General features: G+C 69.6%; 16 protein-coding genes and 1 tRNA gene. 6 read left to right on the forward strand and 11 right to left on the reverse strand.

Going from position 1 to position 18,253, the window contains the following annotated elements; translation table 11 throughout:
• Nucleotides 1-27: 27 nt before the first annotated feature.
• From Bsp3421_RS22250 to Bsp3421_RS22275, 6 genes are all read right to left on the reverse strand, one after another.
• Nucleotides 28-312 carry a DUF2218 domain-containing protein gene (locus Bsp3421_RS22250; protein ID WP_274003483.1) on the reverse strand — a complete coding sequence of 95 codons (285 nt, stop codon included), beginning with the start codon at nt 310-312 and terminating at the stop codon, nt 28-30.
• A gap of 53 nt (nt 313-365) precedes the next feature.
• On the reverse strand, nt 366-1,247 hold the full coding sequence (locus Bsp3421_RS22255) for an isochorismatase family protein (RefSeq protein ID WP_274003485.1): 882 nt from the start codon (nt 1,245-1,247) through the stop codon (nt 366-368).
• A gap of 54 nt (nt 1,248-1,301) precedes the next feature.
• Nucleotides 1,302-2,933, reverse strand: a complete 1,632-nt coding sequence (locus Bsp3421_RS22260; protein WP_274003486.1) for a (2,3-dihydroxybenzoyl)adenylate synthase — start codon at nt 2,931-2,933, stop codon at nt 1,302-1,304.
• The gene (locus Bsp3421_RS22265; protein ID WP_274003488.1) at nt 2,930-4,114 is read right to left on the reverse strand and encodes an isochorismate synthase; all 1,185 of its coding nucleotides are present in this window, start codon (nt 4,112-4,114) and stop codon (nt 2,930-2,932) included. Before Bsp3421_RS22265 ends, Bsp3421_RS22260 begins: the two co-directional genes overlap by 4 nt.
• A gap of 94 nt (nt 4,115-4,208) precedes the next feature.
• On the reverse strand, nt 4,209-6,317 hold the full coding sequence (locus Bsp3421_RS22270) for a TonB-dependent receptor domain-containing protein (protein WP_274003489.1): 2,109 nt from the start codon (nt 6,315-6,317) through the stop codon (nt 4,209-4,211).
• A 113-nt stretch (nt 6,318-6,430) separates the two neighbouring features.
• Nucleotides 6,431-7,309, reverse strand: coding sequence for a helix-turn-helix transcriptional regulator (locus tag Bsp3421_RS22275; protein WP_274004317.1), 879 nt, complete (start codon nt 7,307-7,309; stop codon nt 6,431-6,433).
• Between the two features lie 267 nt (nt 7,310-7,576).
• Between Bsp3421_RS22275 and Bsp3421_RS22280 the strand changes: the two genes are divergently transcribed.
• The 4 genes from Bsp3421_RS22280 to Bsp3421_RS22295 are packed head-to-tail and all read left to right on the forward strand — an operon-like array spanning nt 7,577 to nt 11,492.
• A complete protein-coding gene (locus tag Bsp3421_RS22280) occupies nt 7,577-8,674 on the forward strand; it encodes an ABC transporter substrate-binding protein (RefSeq protein WP_274004318.1) in 1,098 nt (365 codons plus the stop codon).
• Nucleotide 8,675: 1 nt separating this feature from the next.
• Nucleotides 8,676-9,617, forward strand: coding sequence for an alpha/beta hydrolase (locus Bsp3421_RS22285; protein ID WP_274003490.1), 942 nt, complete (start codon nt 8,676-8,678; stop codon nt 9,615-9,617).
• The gene (locus tag Bsp3421_RS22290) at nt 9,614-10,678 is read left to right on the forward strand and encodes a FecCD family ABC transporter permease (protein WP_274003493.1); all 1,065 of its coding nucleotides are present in this window, start codon (nt 9,614-9,616) and stop codon (nt 10,676-10,678) included. The genes Bsp3421_RS22285 and Bsp3421_RS22290 overlap by 4 nt, the downstream gene beginning before the upstream one ends.
• Complete coding sequence (locus Bsp3421_RS22295; RefSeq protein WP_274003496.1) at nt 10,671-11,492, forward strand: ABC transporter ATP-binding protein; 822 nt, start codon at nt 10,671-10,673, stop codon at nt 11,490-11,492. The genes Bsp3421_RS22290 and Bsp3421_RS22295 overlap by 8 nt, the downstream gene beginning before the upstream one ends.
• 59 nt (nt 11,493-11,551) lie before the next feature.
• Here Bsp3421_RS22295 and Bsp3421_RS22300 read toward each other — a convergent pair whose 3' ends face one another.
• Nucleotides 11,552-13,069 (reverse strand): FAD-dependent oxidoreductase, encoded by a 1,518-nt coding sequence (locus Bsp3421_RS22300; RefSeq protein ID WP_274003498.1) that lies wholly within the window; start codon nt 13,067-13,069, stop codon nt 11,552-11,554.
• A gap of 58 nt (nt 13,070-13,127) precedes the next feature.
• On the opposite strand from Bsp3421_RS22300, the gene Bsp3421_RS22305 reads away from it, so the two are divergent.
• Together Bsp3421_RS22305 and Bsp3421_RS22310 are read left to right on the forward strand one after the other, a co-directional pair.
• Nucleotides 13,128-13,760 (forward strand): TetR/AcrR family transcriptional regulator, encoded by a 633-nt coding sequence (locus tag Bsp3421_RS22305; RefSeq protein WP_274003500.1) that lies wholly within the window; start codon nt 13,128-13,130, stop codon nt 13,758-13,760.
• Nucleotides 13,761-13,998: 238 nt separating this feature from the next.
• A tRNA-Leu gene (locus tag Bsp3421_RS22310) sits at nt 13,999-14,085 on the forward strand.
• 54 nt (nt 14,086-14,139) lie between these two features.
• On the opposite strand, the gene lhpH is transcribed toward Bsp3421_RS22310, so the two are convergent.
• From lhpH to Bsp3421_RS22330, 4 genes are all read right to left on the reverse strand, one after another.
• On the reverse strand, nt 14,140-15,138 hold the full coding sequence (gene lhpH / locus Bsp3421_RS22315; protein ID WP_274003501.1) for a trans-3-hydroxy-L-proline dehydratase: 999 nt from the start codon (nt 15,136-15,138) through the stop codon (nt 14,140-14,142).
• Between the two features lie 64 nt (nt 15,139-15,202).
• Nucleotides 15,203-16,318: a branched-chain amino acid ABC transporter substrate-binding protein gene (locus tag Bsp3421_RS22320; protein ID WP_274003503.1), complete on the reverse strand. Its 1,116-nt coding sequence runs from the start codon at nt 16,316-16,318 to the stop codon at nt 15,203-15,205.
• A 175-nt stretch (nt 16,319-16,493) separates the two neighbouring features.
• A complete protein-coding gene (locus Bsp3421_RS22325; RefSeq protein WP_274003505.1) occupies nt 16,494-16,967 on the reverse strand; it encodes an aconitase X swivel domain-containing protein in 474 nt (157 codons plus the stop codon).
• A complete protein-coding gene (locus Bsp3421_RS22330) occupies nt 16,948-18,207 on the reverse strand; it encodes an aconitase X catalytic domain-containing protein (RefSeq protein WP_274003507.1) in 1,260 nt (419 codons plus the stop codon). The genes Bsp3421_RS22325 and Bsp3421_RS22330 overlap by 20 nt, the downstream gene beginning before the upstream one ends.
• Between the last annotated feature and the right edge of the window lie 46 nt (nt 18,208-18,253).

Here is an 18,253-nt window from a genome sequence, read left to right on the forward strand (position 1 = left end):
AGAGGGAAAACATGCGCGCCACGTCCGTCAGCCGCGTTGCCAATCGATCACGAGCTGCTTGTTGCGCGCCATCAGCGCCAGGTGCTCGTCCATCACGTACTGGATCTGCTCCAGCTTGTCCGTCGAGTCGGCCTCGCAGCGCAGGCTCAGCCGGTCGTCCGCGCGCGTGACGTGGCACTTGCCATAGGGAAAATCGATCGCGGCGCGCGTGTCGTCGAACACGACCGGCACCTTGATTGCGTAGTGCTTGCACATCTTGAAGAGCACGCGGTCGGCCTGTGGCACGGTGATTTCAGCGGTACTGACGAGCATGGGGATCAGGGTTGGCAAAGAGGGTGAGGACAATCGTTCCGCCCGGGCGCGGATCACGCGGGCACCGCGGCCGGACGCCGCAGCAGCGCCCACCACGCAGCGAGCGTCGGCGTCTGCGCGAGCTGCACGAACTCGACGTCGCGCCCCGCGCCGCGCCACGCCTCGACGAAGGCCATCAGCCGCACCGAGTCCAGTCCGCAATCCATCAGGTTGTCGTCGGGGCGCAGCTCGCTTGCCGCGACCCGCAGGCTGCGCGCAACCTCGGCCGTCAGCGCGTCGAGCGAATTCGGCGCGGCGCCCGCGTCGCGCGCGGCGGCGTCGGTCAGGTCCGCCGTGCGCACGGCCATCCCGCAGCGGCGCGCGACATAGTCGAGCGCCATCTGGTGCTCATGCGCGGAAAAATCGGCCAGCGCATCGGCGACGAAGAACGGCTGGATGTCCTTCATGAACGCTTCGCACGCGGTCATCAGGCAGCCGATATGCGCATAGACGCCGCAGATCACGAGCTGGTCGCGTCCGCCATCGCCCAGCAGCTGGTCGAATGCCGAACGCTGGAAGGCGCTGTAGCGCCACTTGTCGAGCACCTGGTCGCCGGGCTGCGGCGCGAGCGCCTCGCAGATCGCCGCGCGCTCCGGGTGTGCGGTGAGGCCCGGGCCCCACATGTCGTTGAGCAGCGCGCGCGCCTCGGCGGTCTGCTCCGGCAGCTGGGCGGTGTAGTACACCGGCATCCCCGCTGCGCGCGCGAACACGAGCAAGCGCGCGACGTTGGCGAGCAGCTCGGGAATCGGCGCGGCGGCGCGATCGTAGAAATCGACGAAATAGTCCTGCATGTCGTGCACGAGCAGCGCCGCGCGACGCGGCTCGAACGGCCACGACACCCGGTTCTCGGGCAGCGCGGCGGGCATCGGATAGGAAAGGATCTTGGGAATAGCCATGGTCGTCACAAGGAAAAGTAGGAATGGCAAGCGCGGGCGCGGCCCGCCCGACGCTCACCCGGCCGCGTGCTCGAACGCGGCGAGGCGCGCCGCGATGTCGGCGCGCAGCACCTGTTTGTTGGTTTTGCCGACGGCGGTCTTCGGAAACACGTCGACGAATTCGATCCGGTCGGGGATCTTGTAGGCGGCGATCCCCTGCTCGCGCAGGAATGCCAGCAGCGTCGGCGCGCGCAACGCCGCGTCGGCGCGGATCACGTAGGCGCAGCTCTTCTCGCCGAGATACGGATCCGGCATCGCGACGAGCGCCGCATCGACGACGCCCGGATGCGCGATCAGCAGATGCTCGACCTCTTCCGCCGACACCTTCTCGCCGCCGCGATTGATCTGGTCCTTCGCGCGCCCCTCGACGACCAGATAGCCGTCTTCCGTCATGCGCACCCGGTCCCCCGTCCGGTAGAACCCATCGGATGTGAACGCGCGTGCGTTGTGCGCCTCCGCGCGGTAATAGCCGCGAATCGTGTAGGGGCCGCGCGTCAGCAGGTTGCCGATCGCGCCCGGCGCGACCGGCCGGTCCTCGTCGTCGACGATGCGGATCTCGTCGTCCGGCGAAATCGGCCGGCCCTGGGTCTGCGCGACGACCTCGCGCGGGTCGTCGAGCCGCGTGTAGTTGACGAGCCCCTCGGCCATCCCGAACACCTGCTGCAGGCGCGCGCCCAACATGGTGTCGACGCGTCGCGCGAGCGTCTCGTCGAAGCGCGCGCCGCCGACCTGCACGAGCCGCAGGCTCGTCAGCGCGGCCGGCCCGCGCGCCGCGGCCGACAGCCAGACCGGCACGAGCGGCGGAACCAGCGCGGTGATCGTCACCCGTTCGCGCGCGATCAGCCCGAACGCCGCCTCGGGGCTGCCGCCGTCGCACAGCACGACGGTGCCGCCCGCATGCAGCACGCCGAACGAGCCCGGCGAGCTGAGCGCATAGTTGTGCGCGGCGGGCAGCACGCACAGATAGACGCTGCGTTCGTCCAGCCCGCAGATGCGCGCGCTTTCGCGCACGCTGTACAGGTAATCGTCGTGCGTGCGCGGAATCAGCTTCGGCGTGCCCGTGCTGCCGCCCGACAACTGCAAAAACGCGACCTCGCCCGCCGTCGGACTCGCGGGCAGCGGCGCGTGCGCGTCGCGCAGGCTGTCGAGCGCGCGGTGCTCGCCCGCCTCGCCGACGATCAGCACGTGCGCGAGGGTCGGCGCCTCGGCCCGCACCTCGGTCGCGAGCGCGCGATAGTCGAAGCCGTCGTGGCAATCGGCCGCCACGTAGGCGACGGCCTCCGCATGACGGCAGAAGTAGCCGATCTCCTGGCGCCGATGCGCGGGCAACGCGAACACCGGCAGCGCGCCGATCCGGAACAGCGCGAACACGACCGCGAAGAACTCGACCCGGTTCGGCAACTGCACGACGACGCGATCACGCGGCCCGATGCCGAGCGACACGAAGCCGCGCGCCAGCCGCTCCGCCTCGTCGGCCAGCCGCCGGTAGCTCCAGCGGGTCCCGCCGTGCACGAGCGCGGTGCGCGCGCCGAAACGCTCGACCTGCTGCGCGAGCCATTGATCGAACGACTGCCCCTGCCAATAGCCCTTGCGTCGATACGCGTCCGCGCAAGCGGTGGGCCACGGCGTGCCGAGCGCCAGCGTCATGCCGCCTCCTGCTGGTCCGCCGCGCCGTGCGCGACGCCCATCGCGTCGAGCATCGTGCGGAACTTCGCGCTCGTTTCGGCCAGTTCGCTGTCCGGCAGTGAATCGCCGACCACGCCCGCGCCGGCGAACAGGCGCAAGGCCGCGCCTTCCGCTTCCGCGCAACGGATCGTGACGATCCATTCGCCGTCGCCGCGCGTGTCGACCCAGCCCAGCATCCCGGTGTAGAAGCCCCGGTCGAACGGCTCGGTCTGCAGGATCAGTTCGCGCGCGACGCTGCGCGGGTAGCCGCAGACGGCCGGGGTCGGATGCAGCGCGAGCGCGAGCGTCAGCGCGTCGGCGTCCGTTTCGCCCGTCACTTCCGTGGACAGATGCCACATCGTCTGCGTATGGACCAGCGACGGCCGCGCCGGCACATGCAGGGTGCGGCAGAGCGGCGCGAGCGCATCGCGCACCGCGTCGACCACGACGCGATGCTCGTCCAGGTCCTTCGCGGATTCGAGCAAGGCCTCGGCGCGCCGCCGGTCCTCGATGGGGTCGCTGCTGCGCGGCGCGGAGCCGGCCAGCGGATTGGCCCGCACCACGCCCTGAAAGCGGCTGACCAGCAGTTCGGGGCTCGCGCCGAGCAAGGTCCGCCCGCCGCCCAGATCGACCGAGAACGTATAGCCATGCGGATTGCGCGCCGCGAGACGCGCCAGCAGCGCGCGCGCATCGACCGGCGCCTCGCCCGTCAGCTCCAGCGTGCGCGCCAGCACGACCTTGTCGAGATGGCCCGCGCGGATGTTCGAGACCGCCCGCGCGACCCCTGCCGCGTAATCGTTGCCGGCGGGCACCGGCCGCGTGCGGTAGCGGCCGGCGCCCGCCGGCTGCGCGGCCGCGGCCGCGGTGACGGCAGGCCGCGCGCGCGCCAGCGAGCGCGCCACCCGCAGCGCCGCCGGCCGCTCGACATCGAACGGCACGGCGCCGACCACGGCGGCGTCCGCATGCCCGGATTCGCGCGCGCGCGTCAGCGCCTGCCGCACACGCTCGCCGAGCGGCGCATCCGAGTGCGGGACCTCCGCGACGACGTCCCGCGCCAACAGCACATGCGCGGGCGTCGCGAGAAAAAGCGGCGTCGCGGGATGATAGTCATCGTCTATATTCAGTTCTGCCAATGAAAAAGGCATATCGGATACGGCGTTCATGCCATGCACCTCCAAAAAAATGAAATTCACCGGGATGGAATCGCCCGCCCTGCCGACCGCTGCCGGTTGCCCCGAACAGCGGCCGGCGGACGCGTCACATCTCCGCCGTCAGGCTGACTGCGACGCGGCGCCCCTGATCCACGAGCCAGTTGCCGCTCAACCCGCTCGCCCGGCTGCGGTCGTCCACCGGCACCATCCGGTTCGTGACGTTGAGCAGCGCGACGTTGAGCGAGAAATGCTTCGAGATCCGGTAGCGGCCGCCGAGATCGAAGGTCGTGGTCGACGGCCGCTCGCGCACGCCTTGCGCACCGTTGCGGAACGCCGCCCAGTATTCGTTGCCGATGTAATTGATGTCCGCGTACAGATCCAGCTGCGGCGTGGGCGTCCAGCCCAGCTCCACGTTGAACTTGTGCCGCGGCGTCTTGTCGAGCGGATAGCCGTTCAGCGACCCGCCGTTGAACGCGCGCTCGCCGCTGCCCTCGCGCCGCGACTGCGTCAGCGTGTAGGTGCCCGAGATCCGGAACTGCTTCGCGACGCGCGTGCCCGCGCCAAGTTCCAGCCCGTACAGCTTCACGCGATCGACGTTGTCGTACACATAGATGTTGCGGCCGGGCGAACGACTGTCGGCGACGCCCGTGTCGTAGCTGACCACCTTGTTCTTGAACAGGTTGTTGAACAGCGTGAGGCTCGCGTGGCTCTCGCCGCTGTCGTAGCGCACGCCCAGCTCTTCCGTCAGGCTGGTCTCGGGCTTCAGCGCCGGATTGCCGCACAGCGTGCCCGCCACCGCGCCCGCCGCGCCGCCCGAGGTCATGCAGTAGCCGGCCGTGCTCTGGCGCAGCGTCGGCGGCTTGAAGCCGGTCGACACGCCGCCGCGCACCGTCACCGTCGGCGTCAGCTTGTAGACGCCGTACACGCGCGGGCTCACATGGCTGCCGTAGCGCTCGTCGTGGTCGAGCCGCACGCCGGTCGTCAGCGTGAAGCGGCTGTTGAAGAAATAGTCGTTCTCGCCGAACAGCGCCCAGGCATTGCGCTTGATGCTGTCCGAGTTCCCCGCGTACCCCTTCGGCACCGCGTCCTGCATGCCCGCGCCCGACAGCCTCGACCAGATATGCTGCCCGCCCACCGTCAGGATGTTGCGCTCGCCCCACCACGGCACCTCGAGCTTGCCCTCGAGCACCGTATCGGTGATCGCCGGCTTGATCGGCGAACGCGCGAGCGACGTCCATTGGTCCTGCGTGCCGCGCTCGCCGTACAGCGACAGCGTCGACTGGCCGAAGTCCCAGCGACCGTTGTGCGTGATGCCCCAGTAGTCGCGCACGTGGCGCGTCTCGGTCACGGTCGTCGCGAGCGTGCGCGGCGTGACGGGCGCGATGCTCTCGCCGGGCGTGCTCAGGTAGGTGAGCTGCTCGCGGCCCGCATTGATGCTGAGATCCTGGTTGCGCGCCGGCTTGGCGGTCAGCTTCACGTCGAAGCTGCCGATGCGCTGGCCGTTCGCGCCGCCCGTCGCGCTGAGCGGATAGTAGATGTGGTCCTCGCCGCGATGCAGCGCGCGGCCCGACACCTGCAGGCCGAGCACATCGGCCTTGAGCGGACCGCCCACCCAGAAATCGACGCTCTGCGTATCGCCCTGATCCGACTCCAGCTGCCAGACGCTGCCGGCGGTGACCGTGCCGCCCCACTTCTTCGGCACCTTGCGGGTGATGATGTTGATCACGCCGCCCATCGCATCCGCGCCGTACATCGACGACATCGGGCCGCGCACGACCTCGATGCGCTCGATCGCGCTGAGCGGCGGCAGCAGGCTGGCCTGCACACCCGACGAACCGCGATTCATGGTCTCGCGGGTGTTCTGGCGGCGGCCGTCGACGAGGATCAGCGTGTATTCGCCCGGCATCCCGCGAATCGAGATGTCCTGGTCGTTCGGCGTGGCGCCGACCACGCTCACGCCCTCCACCTTGCCGACGATCTCGGCGACCGAGGTGTACGGCTTCGCCTCGATGTCCTCGCGGGTGATGACGGAAATACTGGCGGGCGCGTCCTTGATCGCCTGCTCGCGCTGGCTGGCCGTCACGACGACGGTGCCGAGCGCGTGGTCAGGCAGCGCCGGATCGGCCGCCTGCGCGGCGACGCCCGACGCACCGAGCGCGCACAAGCCGGCCACGACGGCCGGCTTCAAGGCAAAGCTTGAGACATGATTCGACATGACGGTGCTTTCGATAACGATAAATAAAATTGATTCTCATTTACATTATCGAAGATGAAAGCAGCCGGAATGTTTGCGTAAGAAACGAATTTGTTTGCCGTAAGCCGCGCCGTTCAGTGCCGCCCGCTGCTGCGCGCGAGTTTCGGCGTCACGCCGAAGCGGCGCTTGTAGGCGGTCGCGAAATTGGCGGCGCTCGTGTAGCCCGCGAGCGCCGCCGCCTGCTTGACGCTGATCGCGTCCTGCTCGAGCGCGAGCCGCGCGCGCTGCAGGCTCTGCTCGCGCAGGAAATCGAAGATGGTGGTGCCGTAGGCGCGGCGGAACTGCCGCTGCATCGCGTTCGCGTTCATGCCGGCGTGGCGCGCGATGTCGTCGAGCGACATCGCGTGCGCGGCGTCGCTGCCCAGGAACACGCGCAATTCCGCCATGCGCCGGTAAGCGCGCGAGTCGAGCGGCGCGTCCCGCTCCGCGGCCGGCGCGACCGCCTCGATCTGCAGCGACGAGAAGGCTTCGGCCAGCAGGTCGAGCACGCGCCCCTCGAGATAGATCGCCTGCAGCATCGGCGCGTAGGCGGGCGGACGGACGATCTGTTCCGCGAGCGCCATCGCGCGCGGCGTCGGTCGCCAGAATTCGATCGACAGATGCCCGGACAGGAGCGAGCCGAGCCGCTCGGGCATCGCCGCGTGGCTCGCGGCCTGCAGGTGCCGCAGCCACTCGCCCGACATGCCGAGGCTCAGCCGGCGCGCATAACCGCCCTTGCTGATCCGGCGCCGGAAGATCTCGGGCTCGACCGCATTGACGAGGAACGACTGCGAGCGCTCGGCCGCGCCGCGCCGCGCCGCGGTGGCCAGGACCACGCGCCGGTCGCCGTACGACACGTCGAGCCGCCCCTCCAGCAACAGCACCAGATGCAGCCCGGGCGAACACTGCCCGGACACCGTCGCATCGAATTCGTCCATCGCGTCGTCCGCATGCACCCTCAAGCCCGGCCGCACCTCGCGCAGCTTCGCGACATGCGCGGCATGGCCCGGCTCGTGGTTCCCGTTGATTTCCCGTTGCACACCCATTTTTCCAGCCCCCGGCTACGTTCGCGCCGCGCCCGTCAATAGGGCTGGCGCAAATCATTTCGTTGTTTTGCCAAACAAAAGCGCATCGCTGCGACACGCTTGTCCGGTTAAAATAAAATGCGAATCATTATCATTTATCGTATCGGGATTGGCGTGATAAAGACAAGCAAATTTTGGCTGGCGGCCTGCGCGTGGATGCTGGGCAGCCTGTTCCTCCAGGCCGCGGCCCACGCGGACGTCGCCGTTACCGACCTGGCGGGCCGCACCGTCAAGATTCCCGACCGCGTCGACCGGGTGCTGCTCGGCGAGGGCCGCATGCTGCCCGCGCTCGCGATCGTCGAAAGCGGCGATCCGAGCCGCCGCCTCGTCGGCATGATGGGTGATTTCGAACAACTCGACGCGGCCGGCTACGCGCAATGGCAGGCCCGCTTTCCGCATCTGAAGGACGTACCGCGCATCGGGCGTTCGCAGTCGGGCAGCTTCAGCGACGAACGCGCGCTCGCGCTGCGGCCGCAAGTGGCGATCTTCGGGCTCGGCGGCGGCCACGGCCCCAGCGAGCGGGATCGCGAAACACTCGCGCGGCTCGAGGCGGCCGGCGTCGCGATCGTGTTCGTCGATTTCCGTCACGACCCGCTCGGCAACACGCCGCGCAGCATGACCCTGCTCGGCCAGGTGTTCGGCGCGCCCAAGCAGGCGGCGGCGTTCAACACCTATTGGCAGCAGCAGCTCGATCTCGTCCAGCAGCGCCTGAAGCAGGCAAAGGCGCCCGCCCCCACCGTGTTCCTCGAAAGCCGGGTCGGCCTGTCGAGCGGCTGCTGCGACACGATGACGGGCATGCTCGGGCGCCTGCTCGACGCGGCGGGCGGCAACAACATCGCGAAGCCGCTGATCCCGGGCGAGCACGGCACGCTCAATCCGGAATTCCTGCTCGCCAAGCAGCCCGACGTCTACATCGGCACCGCGGTCGGCTCGATGCAGACCGTGCAGAGCGCGCCGCAACGCATCGCGCTCGGCGCGGGCGTCCCGGCCGACGTCGCGCGGCGCTCGCTCGAACACGTGCTGCAGCGGCCGAAGATCGCGTCGCTGCGCGCCGTGCGCGAGGGCCGCGCCCATGCGGTCTGGCATCACTTCTACAATTCGCCGTTCAACGTCGTGGCGGTGCAGGCGATGGCCAAGTGGCTGCATCCCGATCTGTTCGCCGATCTCGATCCGCGCCGCACGCAGGAAGAGATGTATCGCCGCTTCCAGCCGATCGCGCTGCAAGGCGAATACTGGACGAGCGTCGGGCGCTGAGATGCCGCATCCCGTCCATCCGACGCGCCGCGCGCTGCTGCTCGCGAGCGCGGGCGCCCTGTCCGGCTGCATCGCGCCCGCGGCGTCCCTGCCGCGCTCAGCCGGCACCGGCGACTGGCCCGGGCTGAGCGCCGCCCGCCCCGTGACGATCCCCGGCAGCCATCAGTTCGACATCGCGTTCGACGGCCGCATGCGGCGCATCTTCGTGGCGCTGCCCGAGCAGCCCGCGCCGCCCGAGGGCTATCCCGTGCTGTACGCGCTCGACGGCAATGCGTCGTTCCCGCTCCTCGCGCCGCTCGCGCGCCAGTACGCCGCGCGCCCCGGCGCGCTGCGGGGCGCGCCGCCCATCGTGGTCGGCCTCGGCTACGCCACCGATGCCGCCTACGACATGGACGCGCGCACCGACGACTACACGCTCGCGCCGCACGCCGGCCGCCCGCGCGCGGATGCCCTGCTCGATTTCCTCGAACACGGGCTGCGCCCCTGGCTCGCCCGGCAGGCGTCGCTCGATCCGCATCGCCAGACGCTGTTCGGCCATTCGTACGGCGGACTGTTCACGCTGTACGCACTGTTCACGCGCCCCGCGCTGTTCAGCCGCCATGTCGCGGCGAGCCCGTCGATCTGGTGGGGCGAGCGCGCCTTGCTGCCCTACCGCGACCGCTTCATCGAGCAGGCCGCGCCGCTCGCCGCCCCGACCACCGTGCTCGTGACCGCAGGCGGTCTCGAGGAAGGCGCGCCGCATCCCGATCCGGAACGCGCGCGGCGCCAGGCCGAGCGCCGGCAGGTCAGCTCCGCGCGCGAACTCGTGCGGAGCCTGCAGCGCGTGCCTCAGCTGCGGGCGACGTTCCGCCTGCTCGACGGCGAAGACCACGGCGGCGTGATGCCGCGCAGCGCGGCGCTCGCGCTCGGCGTCGCCTGCGCCCCTACGGAGGCATCGGCATGAGCGCGCCCGCCGTCGCCGCGCAGCGCTCGCTGCGCGGCCGCTATCGCGCCGTCGCGCTGCGGCGCCTCGCCGCGCTGGGCCTGCTCGCGGTCACGCTCGCCGCGCTGTTCGCCACGGATCTCGCGACCGGCCCCTCGCCGTTCCCGCTGCGCGACCTCGTCGCCGGCCTGCTGCATCCGGAACGGCTGGCGCTCGAACAACACGTGATCCTGTGGGACGTGCGGCTGCCCTACGCGGTACTCGCCGTGCTCGTGGGCAGCGCGCTCGGCCTGGCCGGCGCGGAAATGCAGACCGTGCTGAACAACCCGCTCGCGAGCCCGTTCACGCTCGGCCTGTCGGCCGCCGCGAGCGTCGGCGCGTCGCTCGTCGTGATCAGCGGCTGGCAGCTCGTGCTGTGGAACGAGAACCTCGCGCTGTCGCTCGGCGCGTTCGGCTGCGCGGTCGGCGCGACGCTGCTCATCATCTGGCTCGCGTGGCGGCACGGCGCGACCACCGAGACCGTCGTCCTGTTCGGCATCGGCCTGATGTTCAGCTTCGAGGCCCTGCTCTGGCTGCTCCAGTTCATCGCGGACAGCAACGCGCTCCAGCAGATCGTGTTCTGGAGCATGGGCAGCCTAGCCCGCGCGAGCTGGAGCAAGATCGCGATCCTGTCGTGCGTGCTCGCGCTGTGCGGACTCTGGTCGGGCACCCAGGTCTGGACCATGACGGCGCTGCGCGCCGGCGAGGAACAGGCGCGCAGCATGGGCATCGCGGTCGAGCGGCTGCGGCTCCTGACGCTCGTGCGCATCAGCCTGCTGTCGGCCACCGCGCTGTCGTTCGTCGGCACCATCGGCTTCGTCGGGCTGGTCGGCCCGCACATGTCGCGCCTCCTGGTCGGCGAGGATCATCGCTACTACCTGCCGGGCAGCGTCCTGGCCGGCGCCATCATGGTGTCGGGCGCGTCGATCCTGAGCAAGACGCTGATCAGCGGCGTCGTGCTGCCGATCGGCATCATCACCGCGCTCGTCGGCGTGCCGCTGTTCATGCTGCTGATCACCCGACGCCGGAGGCGCGATGCATAACGTCGACCCCACACTGCGCATCGCCGGCGTCAGCGTCGCGTACGGCGCGCGCACGATCGTCGAGCGCCTCGCGCTGCCGCCCATCGCGCCGGGCTGCATGGTCGCCGTGCTCGGCCCGAACGGCGTCGGAAAATCCACGCTGTTGCGCGCGCTGGCGCGCCTGCTCCCCGCGCGCGGCGAGGCGATGCTCGGGCCGACCGACCTGCTGCGCTGCGCACGGCGCGACCATCTGCGCTGCGTCGGCTACCTGCCGCAAAGCCTGCCCCAAGCCTCGTCGCTGCTCGTCTACGAAGCCGTGAGCGGCGCGTTGCGCGCCACTTGCGGCGGCCTGGGCGAGCACGAGCACGATGCGCGCGTGCAAGCGGTGTTCGCGCAATTGCACCTGCATCCGCTCGCGATGAAGTCGCTCGACCAGCTGTCGGGCGGCCAGCGTCAGATGGTCGGGCTCGCGCAGGTGCTGATCCGTCACACGCCCTTGCTGCTGCTCGACGAACCGACGAGCGCGCTCGACCTGCGCTGGCAATTGCTCGCGCTCGAAGCGATGCGCGACGCGGCGCGGCGGCGCGGCGCGATCGTGCTGGTCGCGATGCACGACCTGAACCTCGCGTCGCGTTTCTGCGACCGGATGGCGCTGCTGGGGCCGCACGGCCTGCTCGCCTGCGGCAGCCCGGCCGAGGTGCTGCAGGTCGAGCACGTGCGGCGCGCCTATCAGGTCGAGGCACGGATCGAGCGCACCGCGAGCGATGACTGCGTCGTCCTGGCCGAGCGCGCGCTCGCGCCTGCCGCCGAGATCGAGGTCGATCCGGTCGCGTGACGTGCGCAGGGACCTCGCCCGGCGGCCACCACGAGGCGTTCGCCCGCCGGGTGAACCGCTCACGCCGTGACCGCGGGCGAACCGAACCAGCGACGAAGCGCGGCCTCCAGCCCGTCCATGTCGTTCTCGTCGCCGGCCCAGGCGACGCAGGCATCGGGGCGGATCAGCATCGACGCCCCCCGCTCGACGGCGATGCAACGCACCCGTCCGGTCGCGGCCGCAACACGTCCGGACGCCGCCCCGTCCAGCGACGCATCGAGAAAGACGCCGCGGCCGTCCTGCATGAGCGCGTAGAGCGAACCCTCACCGTCGCCCCGTTCGATCGGCCGGTCGCCGATCGAACGCCCGACCTCGTCGAGCGCCGACCCGAGATCGTAGCGGGTGGACAGGCCGCTCATCATCTCGCCGACAAAACGATTGACCTCATCGAATTGCATGAGGTGCGCCATCAGGTCCCGCATCGCGCCGGCCTGCGGATCCGGCCGCAGGATGGCGACCTGGGCCAGCGTGTTCGCCATCACGGCCTCGGCCACCGGCCGGCGCTCGCTCGTATAGGTATCGAGCAGGCTGTCCGGCTGCTCGCCGCGAATGACGGCGGCGAGCTTCCAGCCGAGGTTCGCCGCATCGCCGAGACCGAGGCTCAGGCCCTGGCCGCCGAACGGCGAATGGACATGCGCCGCATCGCCGGCAAGCAGCACGCGGTCCCGGCGGTAGCGGTCGACGAGCCGCGTGTTGTCCGCCCATCGGCTCCCGCTTTCGAGCGCATTCACCCGGACGTCGACGCCGCTGACGCGGCGCAGGACCGCCTCGATTTCCTCGCGCGTGACGCTTGCCTGCCGATCCGCCGGGGGACCGCTGAAGTCCAGCATGAACAAGCGCCCTGGGAGCGGCCCATAGGCGAATACGCCACCGGTTGTGCGATACCAGCCGAACGACGGCAGGCATCCGGGCGGATCGATCTCGGCGACGGCCTGATAGAAGGTCATCGTGGGCGCGGTGCCGGGGAAATCGAAACCGGCGAGCTTGCGCACGAGGCTGCGCCCGCCGTCGCAGCCGACGAGATAGGCGCAGTGCGCCCGGCCGCCGCCTGCCGGAGCGGACCACGCCACCTCGACGCCGTCCGCCCGCTGCGCGAGGCGCGTGACCTCGCATGCGCGCCGCACCTCGATCCCGAGCGACCGCGCACGGTCGGCCAGCATGGCTTCGAGGTCGGGCTGATCCACGGCCCGCCCGCGCCGCTGCGGCTCTTTTTGCGCATCCCTGCGGATCAAGGCCAGGCCCGCGAAATGACCGCTGAACTTCGACGCGCGACTGCGCAGATCCACCCCGCTTTGCGCCGCGAACGCCTCCATCGTCGCCATGCTGCGCGCCTCGGCGGAGGCGATCGCCTCCGTCATGCCACGCCGCGCCAGCGCTTCGCATCCCAGCGCGCCGAGCGACAAGGCCTTCATGGCCCGGCTCGCGGCGGCCAGACGCTCCAGCACCAGCACACGTGCACCGCCCAGGGTCAGTTCGATCGCGGTCAACAGTCCGACCGGCCCCGCGCCCACAATCACCACGTCGATCGTCTCGTTCATATACTTAATCAAAATATGTACTGAGTATACAAACTATGCTATCGTCAGCGCCATGTCAATGCCACCTGATCGTCGATCCCGTAAGCGCCTCGCCACGCGGCAAGGCATCTCCAATGTCGCGACCCGGCTTTTTCTCGAACGGGGCTTCGAGCACGTCACGGTGGACGAGATCGCGGCCGCCGCCGACGTCGGCCGGATGACCGTGTTCAATCACTTCCCGCGCAAGGAGGACATGTTCTTCGATCGCGACGAGGAAGGCCGTGCGGTTCTGCTCGAAACGCTGCGGGCGCGCGACCCGCGGGTCGCGCCGATCGAGGTGCTGCGCCTGCTCGCGCATCGGCTCGTGGCCGAGCGCAGCCCTTATGTGCGTTTCTCGCCCGAAAGCCAGGGCTTCGTGGCGACGATCGAAGGCAGTGAAACCCTCAAGGCCCGGGCCCGCGCGATCCGCGGCGAGATCGCGCAAACCGTCGCGGCGGCGCTGACCGAGTGCGTCGGACGGGCGCCCGGCGATCCTGCAGCGCATCTGGCGGCCGGGTTGCTGCTCGCGACATGGACCGTCGCGCTCATCGAAGCGCATCGCGCCTTTCGGGACGGGCAGGATGCGGCGCAAGCCGAAGCGACCTTTCTGGCCCTGGTCGACCAGGGCAGCGCCGGCCTGAACGCGGCCCTGGCCGGCACGCCTTACGCCTGAACACGGGAAGTCCGCGCGAGCACGGCATGGCGCGCGTCCGCCGATCCTCGCGGCCAATGGGATCGGTTACCGCCGCCCCGCCCTCGCCTCGGCGATTGCACGGGAACGCCCGCCGGAACCTCCGTGATCAACGCCGCATATGCCCTTGCCAAGTTTTTTGTGGTCTCACCCTAAAATACTGTTGACATGTTCCATCACTCATATACAATTGCGGTCTTGCTTGATTGATGCAAGACGTGCCCAGGTGGCGGAATTGGTAGACGCACTAGGTTCAGGTCCTAGCGGTGGCAACACCGTGGAGGTTCGAGTCCTCTCCTGGGCACCATTTATTTCTTCAGCGGCTTTTTCGCTATTCAGCGCATACGCACGCAGCCCGCGCTCATCGCAGCAAAAACCCATAACCAAGCGGATCGTCCTCGTCGATGGTCCAGCGCGCGTGGCCGCAGATCGCCGCCCGCCCCTCGATCTCCGGAATCACGGCCGGCCTCCCCGCCACCGTCGTCTCGCTCATCACGCGCCCCTTGAACACCGTGCCGATGATCGATTCGTTGACCAGCGTCTCGCCGCGCGCAAGACGCCCCCTCAGATAAAGCTGCGCCACGCGCCCCGCCGTGCCCGACCCGGTCGGCGAACGGTCGACTTCCCTGTCCGCGAACACGCAGCAGTTCGCCTGCGTCGAGCCCGGATGACGCGGCTCGCCGTCGATGATCGTGCCGTAGATGTGGTTGAGGTCCGGCATCTCCGGATGCGCGAGCGTGAACGTCGCATTGGCGGCCGCCTTGACCTCCGCGCCGAAGCGCACGAGGCCGCCCAGCGCGGATTCGCGGATCGGCAGCCCATGCGCGCGCCCGTCCACATAAAAATAAAACGCCCCGCCAAACGCGATATCGCCCGTCACCGCGCCGAACGACGGCGTGCGCACCGTCACATCGCGCTGCCAGATGAACGAAGGCACGTTGATGAAGCGCACCGCGCCGACGCGCTCGCCATCCCACTGCACGAACGCCTCGATGAACCCGCACGGCGCGTCGATGCCGACGCGCGTCTCCGGTGCGACGCGCGTCACCCAGCCCAGCGCGACGGCCGCCGTCGCCAGCGCGATCACGCCGTGACCGCAGTGATCGCTGTATCCCTCGTTATGGATAAAAATCACGCCGAAATCCGCGTGCGCGCTGACCGGCTCGGTCAGGTAGGCCCCGTACATGTCGGCATGTCCGCGCGGCTCGTGCATCAGTGCGCGCCGCAACGGATCCGCGTGCGCGCGCAACCAGCGCCGCCGTTCCACGATGGTCGCGCCGGGAATGCGCGGCAGCCCCTCCGTGACGAGACGAAAGGGTTCCCCCGCGGTGTGCAGCTCGACGGTCGAAAACGTCTTCATGCGATCGCTCCTTCAGATCCGGCCGACGGACGGCACGCAACCGCGCGCGCCGCCGGCCGGTTGATCATTCGACCGGAACCAGCCGCTGGTCCCGGAACGTGAACACCGTCGTCGGCGCCTGCGCCAGTTCGCCTTCGGGCGTGAACGCATAGGTCGCCGCGACACCCCGATACGACCCGGCGCGCAAGGCGGGCAGGAGCTTCGCGGGCTCGACGGTCTGCGCCGCCGCCATCGTGTGCGCGACCAGCATCATGGCATCGTAGTACGTGATCCCATAAGCCTGCGGGTCACTGCCGAAACGCTTCCGATAACGCGCGGCATAGTCGCGCCCCGCCGGCGTGGCCGCGAGCCCCGTCCCGCTCATCGCGCAAAAGACATTCGCCGACGCGTCGCGGGCGATCCTGCCCATGTCGTCGGCGCAGATGCCATCCCCGCCCAGCAGCTTCGCGGTCACGCCGCGCTGCGCCATCTGCTGGGCCATCGGCGCGCCCTGTGGCGTGTAGCCGCCGAAGAAGATCACGTCCGGCTTCCGGCCCTTGATCGTCGTGAGCACGCCCATGAAATCGCTCGCCTGCGCATGCGTGAATTCGCGCGCGACGATCGCGAGCCCGAGGCGCTTCGCCTGCGCGACGAACTCGTCGGCCAGCCCCTGACCGTAGGCCGTGCGATCGTCGACGACGGCGGCCGTCCGCGCCTGCAGCCGTTCCACCGCGAAGGTCGCCATCGATGCGCCCAGCGTCCGGTCGGTCGCGCCCGTTCTGAAGATGTTCCGGTAGCCGAGCTTCGTCAGTTGGGGATTCGACGCCACCGACAGCATCGGCACGCTCGCGGCGCTCGTGAGGCGCGCCACAGGAATCGCCACCCCCGAGTTCTGCGGCCCCATGAACACGGCAGGCCCCTGGTCGAGCAGGCGCTGCGCGACCTGTACGCCCGTCTTCGGATCGGCCTGGTCGTCCTCCGACAACAACCTGAACCGGACCGGCTGGCCGCCGACCACCACCGGATTCCGGTTGAGCCCCTCGATCGCAAGCCGCAGGCCATTCTCGTCGTCCTTGCCGCTGACCGCCTGCGGTCCCGTCAGCGGTCCGGACAATGCAATGCTCACGACCTGCTCCGCGCGGGCCGCGCTCCCTATCGCCCCCATCAGCAGGCAGGCCACGACAATCGGCGTCTTCCCCATCACACCCCTCCAGGTTTGCGCGCCGCCGGCCGGCCCAGGACAAAGGGGCCCTCGCGACACCGCGCGGATGCGGATGTCGCGACACCCGTCGCCGCGGCATCGACGGATCGAATCGATATGGATGACGAAACATAAGCCGCGAGATCCGATCCCGATCTCGCGGCTGATTCGCGGGCTATACCGGCCCGGCGTCGAGCGCGAGCCACGCACGGCCCGGCGCCGCCGGCGCATCGATCCGGAGCCGCCCCGACGCTGCCGCGAGCCGCTCGAAGTCCGTCGCATCGAGGCAGACCACGGGCACGTGGAGGTCGTACAACTCGGCCGCAACGATCGCGCCGATCGCCAGGATCAGGTCCCGCTCCTGCAACACGATGCCCGCCGGCCCCGTGCCATGGCGAATGGCCTCCGCCAGCACGCTGCTGCTGGAACTGGAGCCTTTCGCGCGCGCCATGACGATGATCCTGCCCGCAAGGCTCTGTCCGGCGAGCGGATGCTGCCGATCGATGATCAACCCCGAGGCGGAGTCGTATCCCCCCCAGAAGCTGAGCGGCTGCGCCAGCACGATCAGGTCGGCGCAGGCGCGCCCCGCCACCAGCGCGGCACCCGACCACGCCGCGCCGGCGCCCGCGTTATCGAATCGTTTCGTCATCGAACCACACCCTTCCGTTGATCGCGGACCGCACGCACTCGCGCAGGCTGCCGTATGCGACGCTCACGCCGATATTCGCCGGCGCGTAGGACGCCCACTTGCCCGAATTGGTCATCACCCGCCCGGACATCTGCTTCATCACCGGCGTGATGTAGGTGCAGGTGTCGACGACGATCTGCACGCCCAGGCGCTCGAAGCCGGCCAGCATGCCGGCCTCGGTCAGCTGCCAGAGCACGAAGCGGCTCGTGTTCACATAGAAATCGCAGCCGAGCGGGCCGTCGAGCGGCGCGAGCAAGACCGCGAGCTGCTCGAATTCGGCCAGCGAGAAGTGCGGTGTGCCGAGCGCCACCGCGACGAGCGGATCGCCGGGCGACGCGCTGTTCAGCCGACGCCGCACGTCGACGAGATCGGCCATCGCGACCGCCACCGTTTGCAGCGGCGCCCGGCCTTGCAGCGCCGCGTCCAGCGTGGGGGCCTCGGGCGTCAGGCCGACCGCGTGGAACAGTGCGACCGCGCCGCTCGACGCCGCGGCGGCGCCGAGCGCCTTCAGTTCGTCTTCGGTCGTGTCGGCCGGCAGGCCGACGATCGCGGACACGGTCGCCCCCACGCGCTTGCCGAGCCACAGCCCGAGCGTCGCGAAGTAGATGTCGCGCGACGGCAGCCGCGCGAAGTCCGGCGCCTCGACGACGATTTGCGCGGCGCGATTCGCTTCGACGTGCAGCCCCGCATAGGGCACCCTGCCCGTGATCGCGGCCGCCAGATCGAGAAAATCGCCGTAGCGGCTGGTGCGCGCGCCCAGCACCGAATTGGCGAACACGATCGCATTGGATTCCGCCCATGCGATCTGGTCGCCGCGCGCCGGACGCCGGGCAAGCTGGTAAGGGGCACAGGTGAAGCTCGCTTCGCAGCCCATCTGCAGATGGGCATCCATCAGCCGCTGCGCGTCGCGTCGCACCTGCTGGTCGCCGCGATACAGCTCGGGATGGATGAGGTCGAGCGAGCCGACGTTGAGCGTCGTCGGCACGGCAACGCGCGCGCCGCTGGCGACGAAATACTCGACGAAATCGAGACTCGCCTGGCCGTGATACAGACAACCGTCGATATGAGCGGCGCTCACGTCGATCAAGCGCGGGGCGGACATGACATCCGCCGTACGCGCCACGATCCGCATCGCCCGCGCGACGCCCTCGCCGTGCGCACCGTCCAGCATTGCGCTGTCGCGCCCGCTCAGTTGAAGCATCTGGCCGTCCCGTGGTGTCCGATTCGCCTCACCTCCGCGAGGTGAC

Source organism: Burkholderia sp. FERM BP-3421 (genome assembly GCF_028657905.1).
Lineage (GTDB): Bacteria > Pseudomonadota > Gammaproteobacteria > Burkholderiales > Burkholderiaceae > Burkholderia.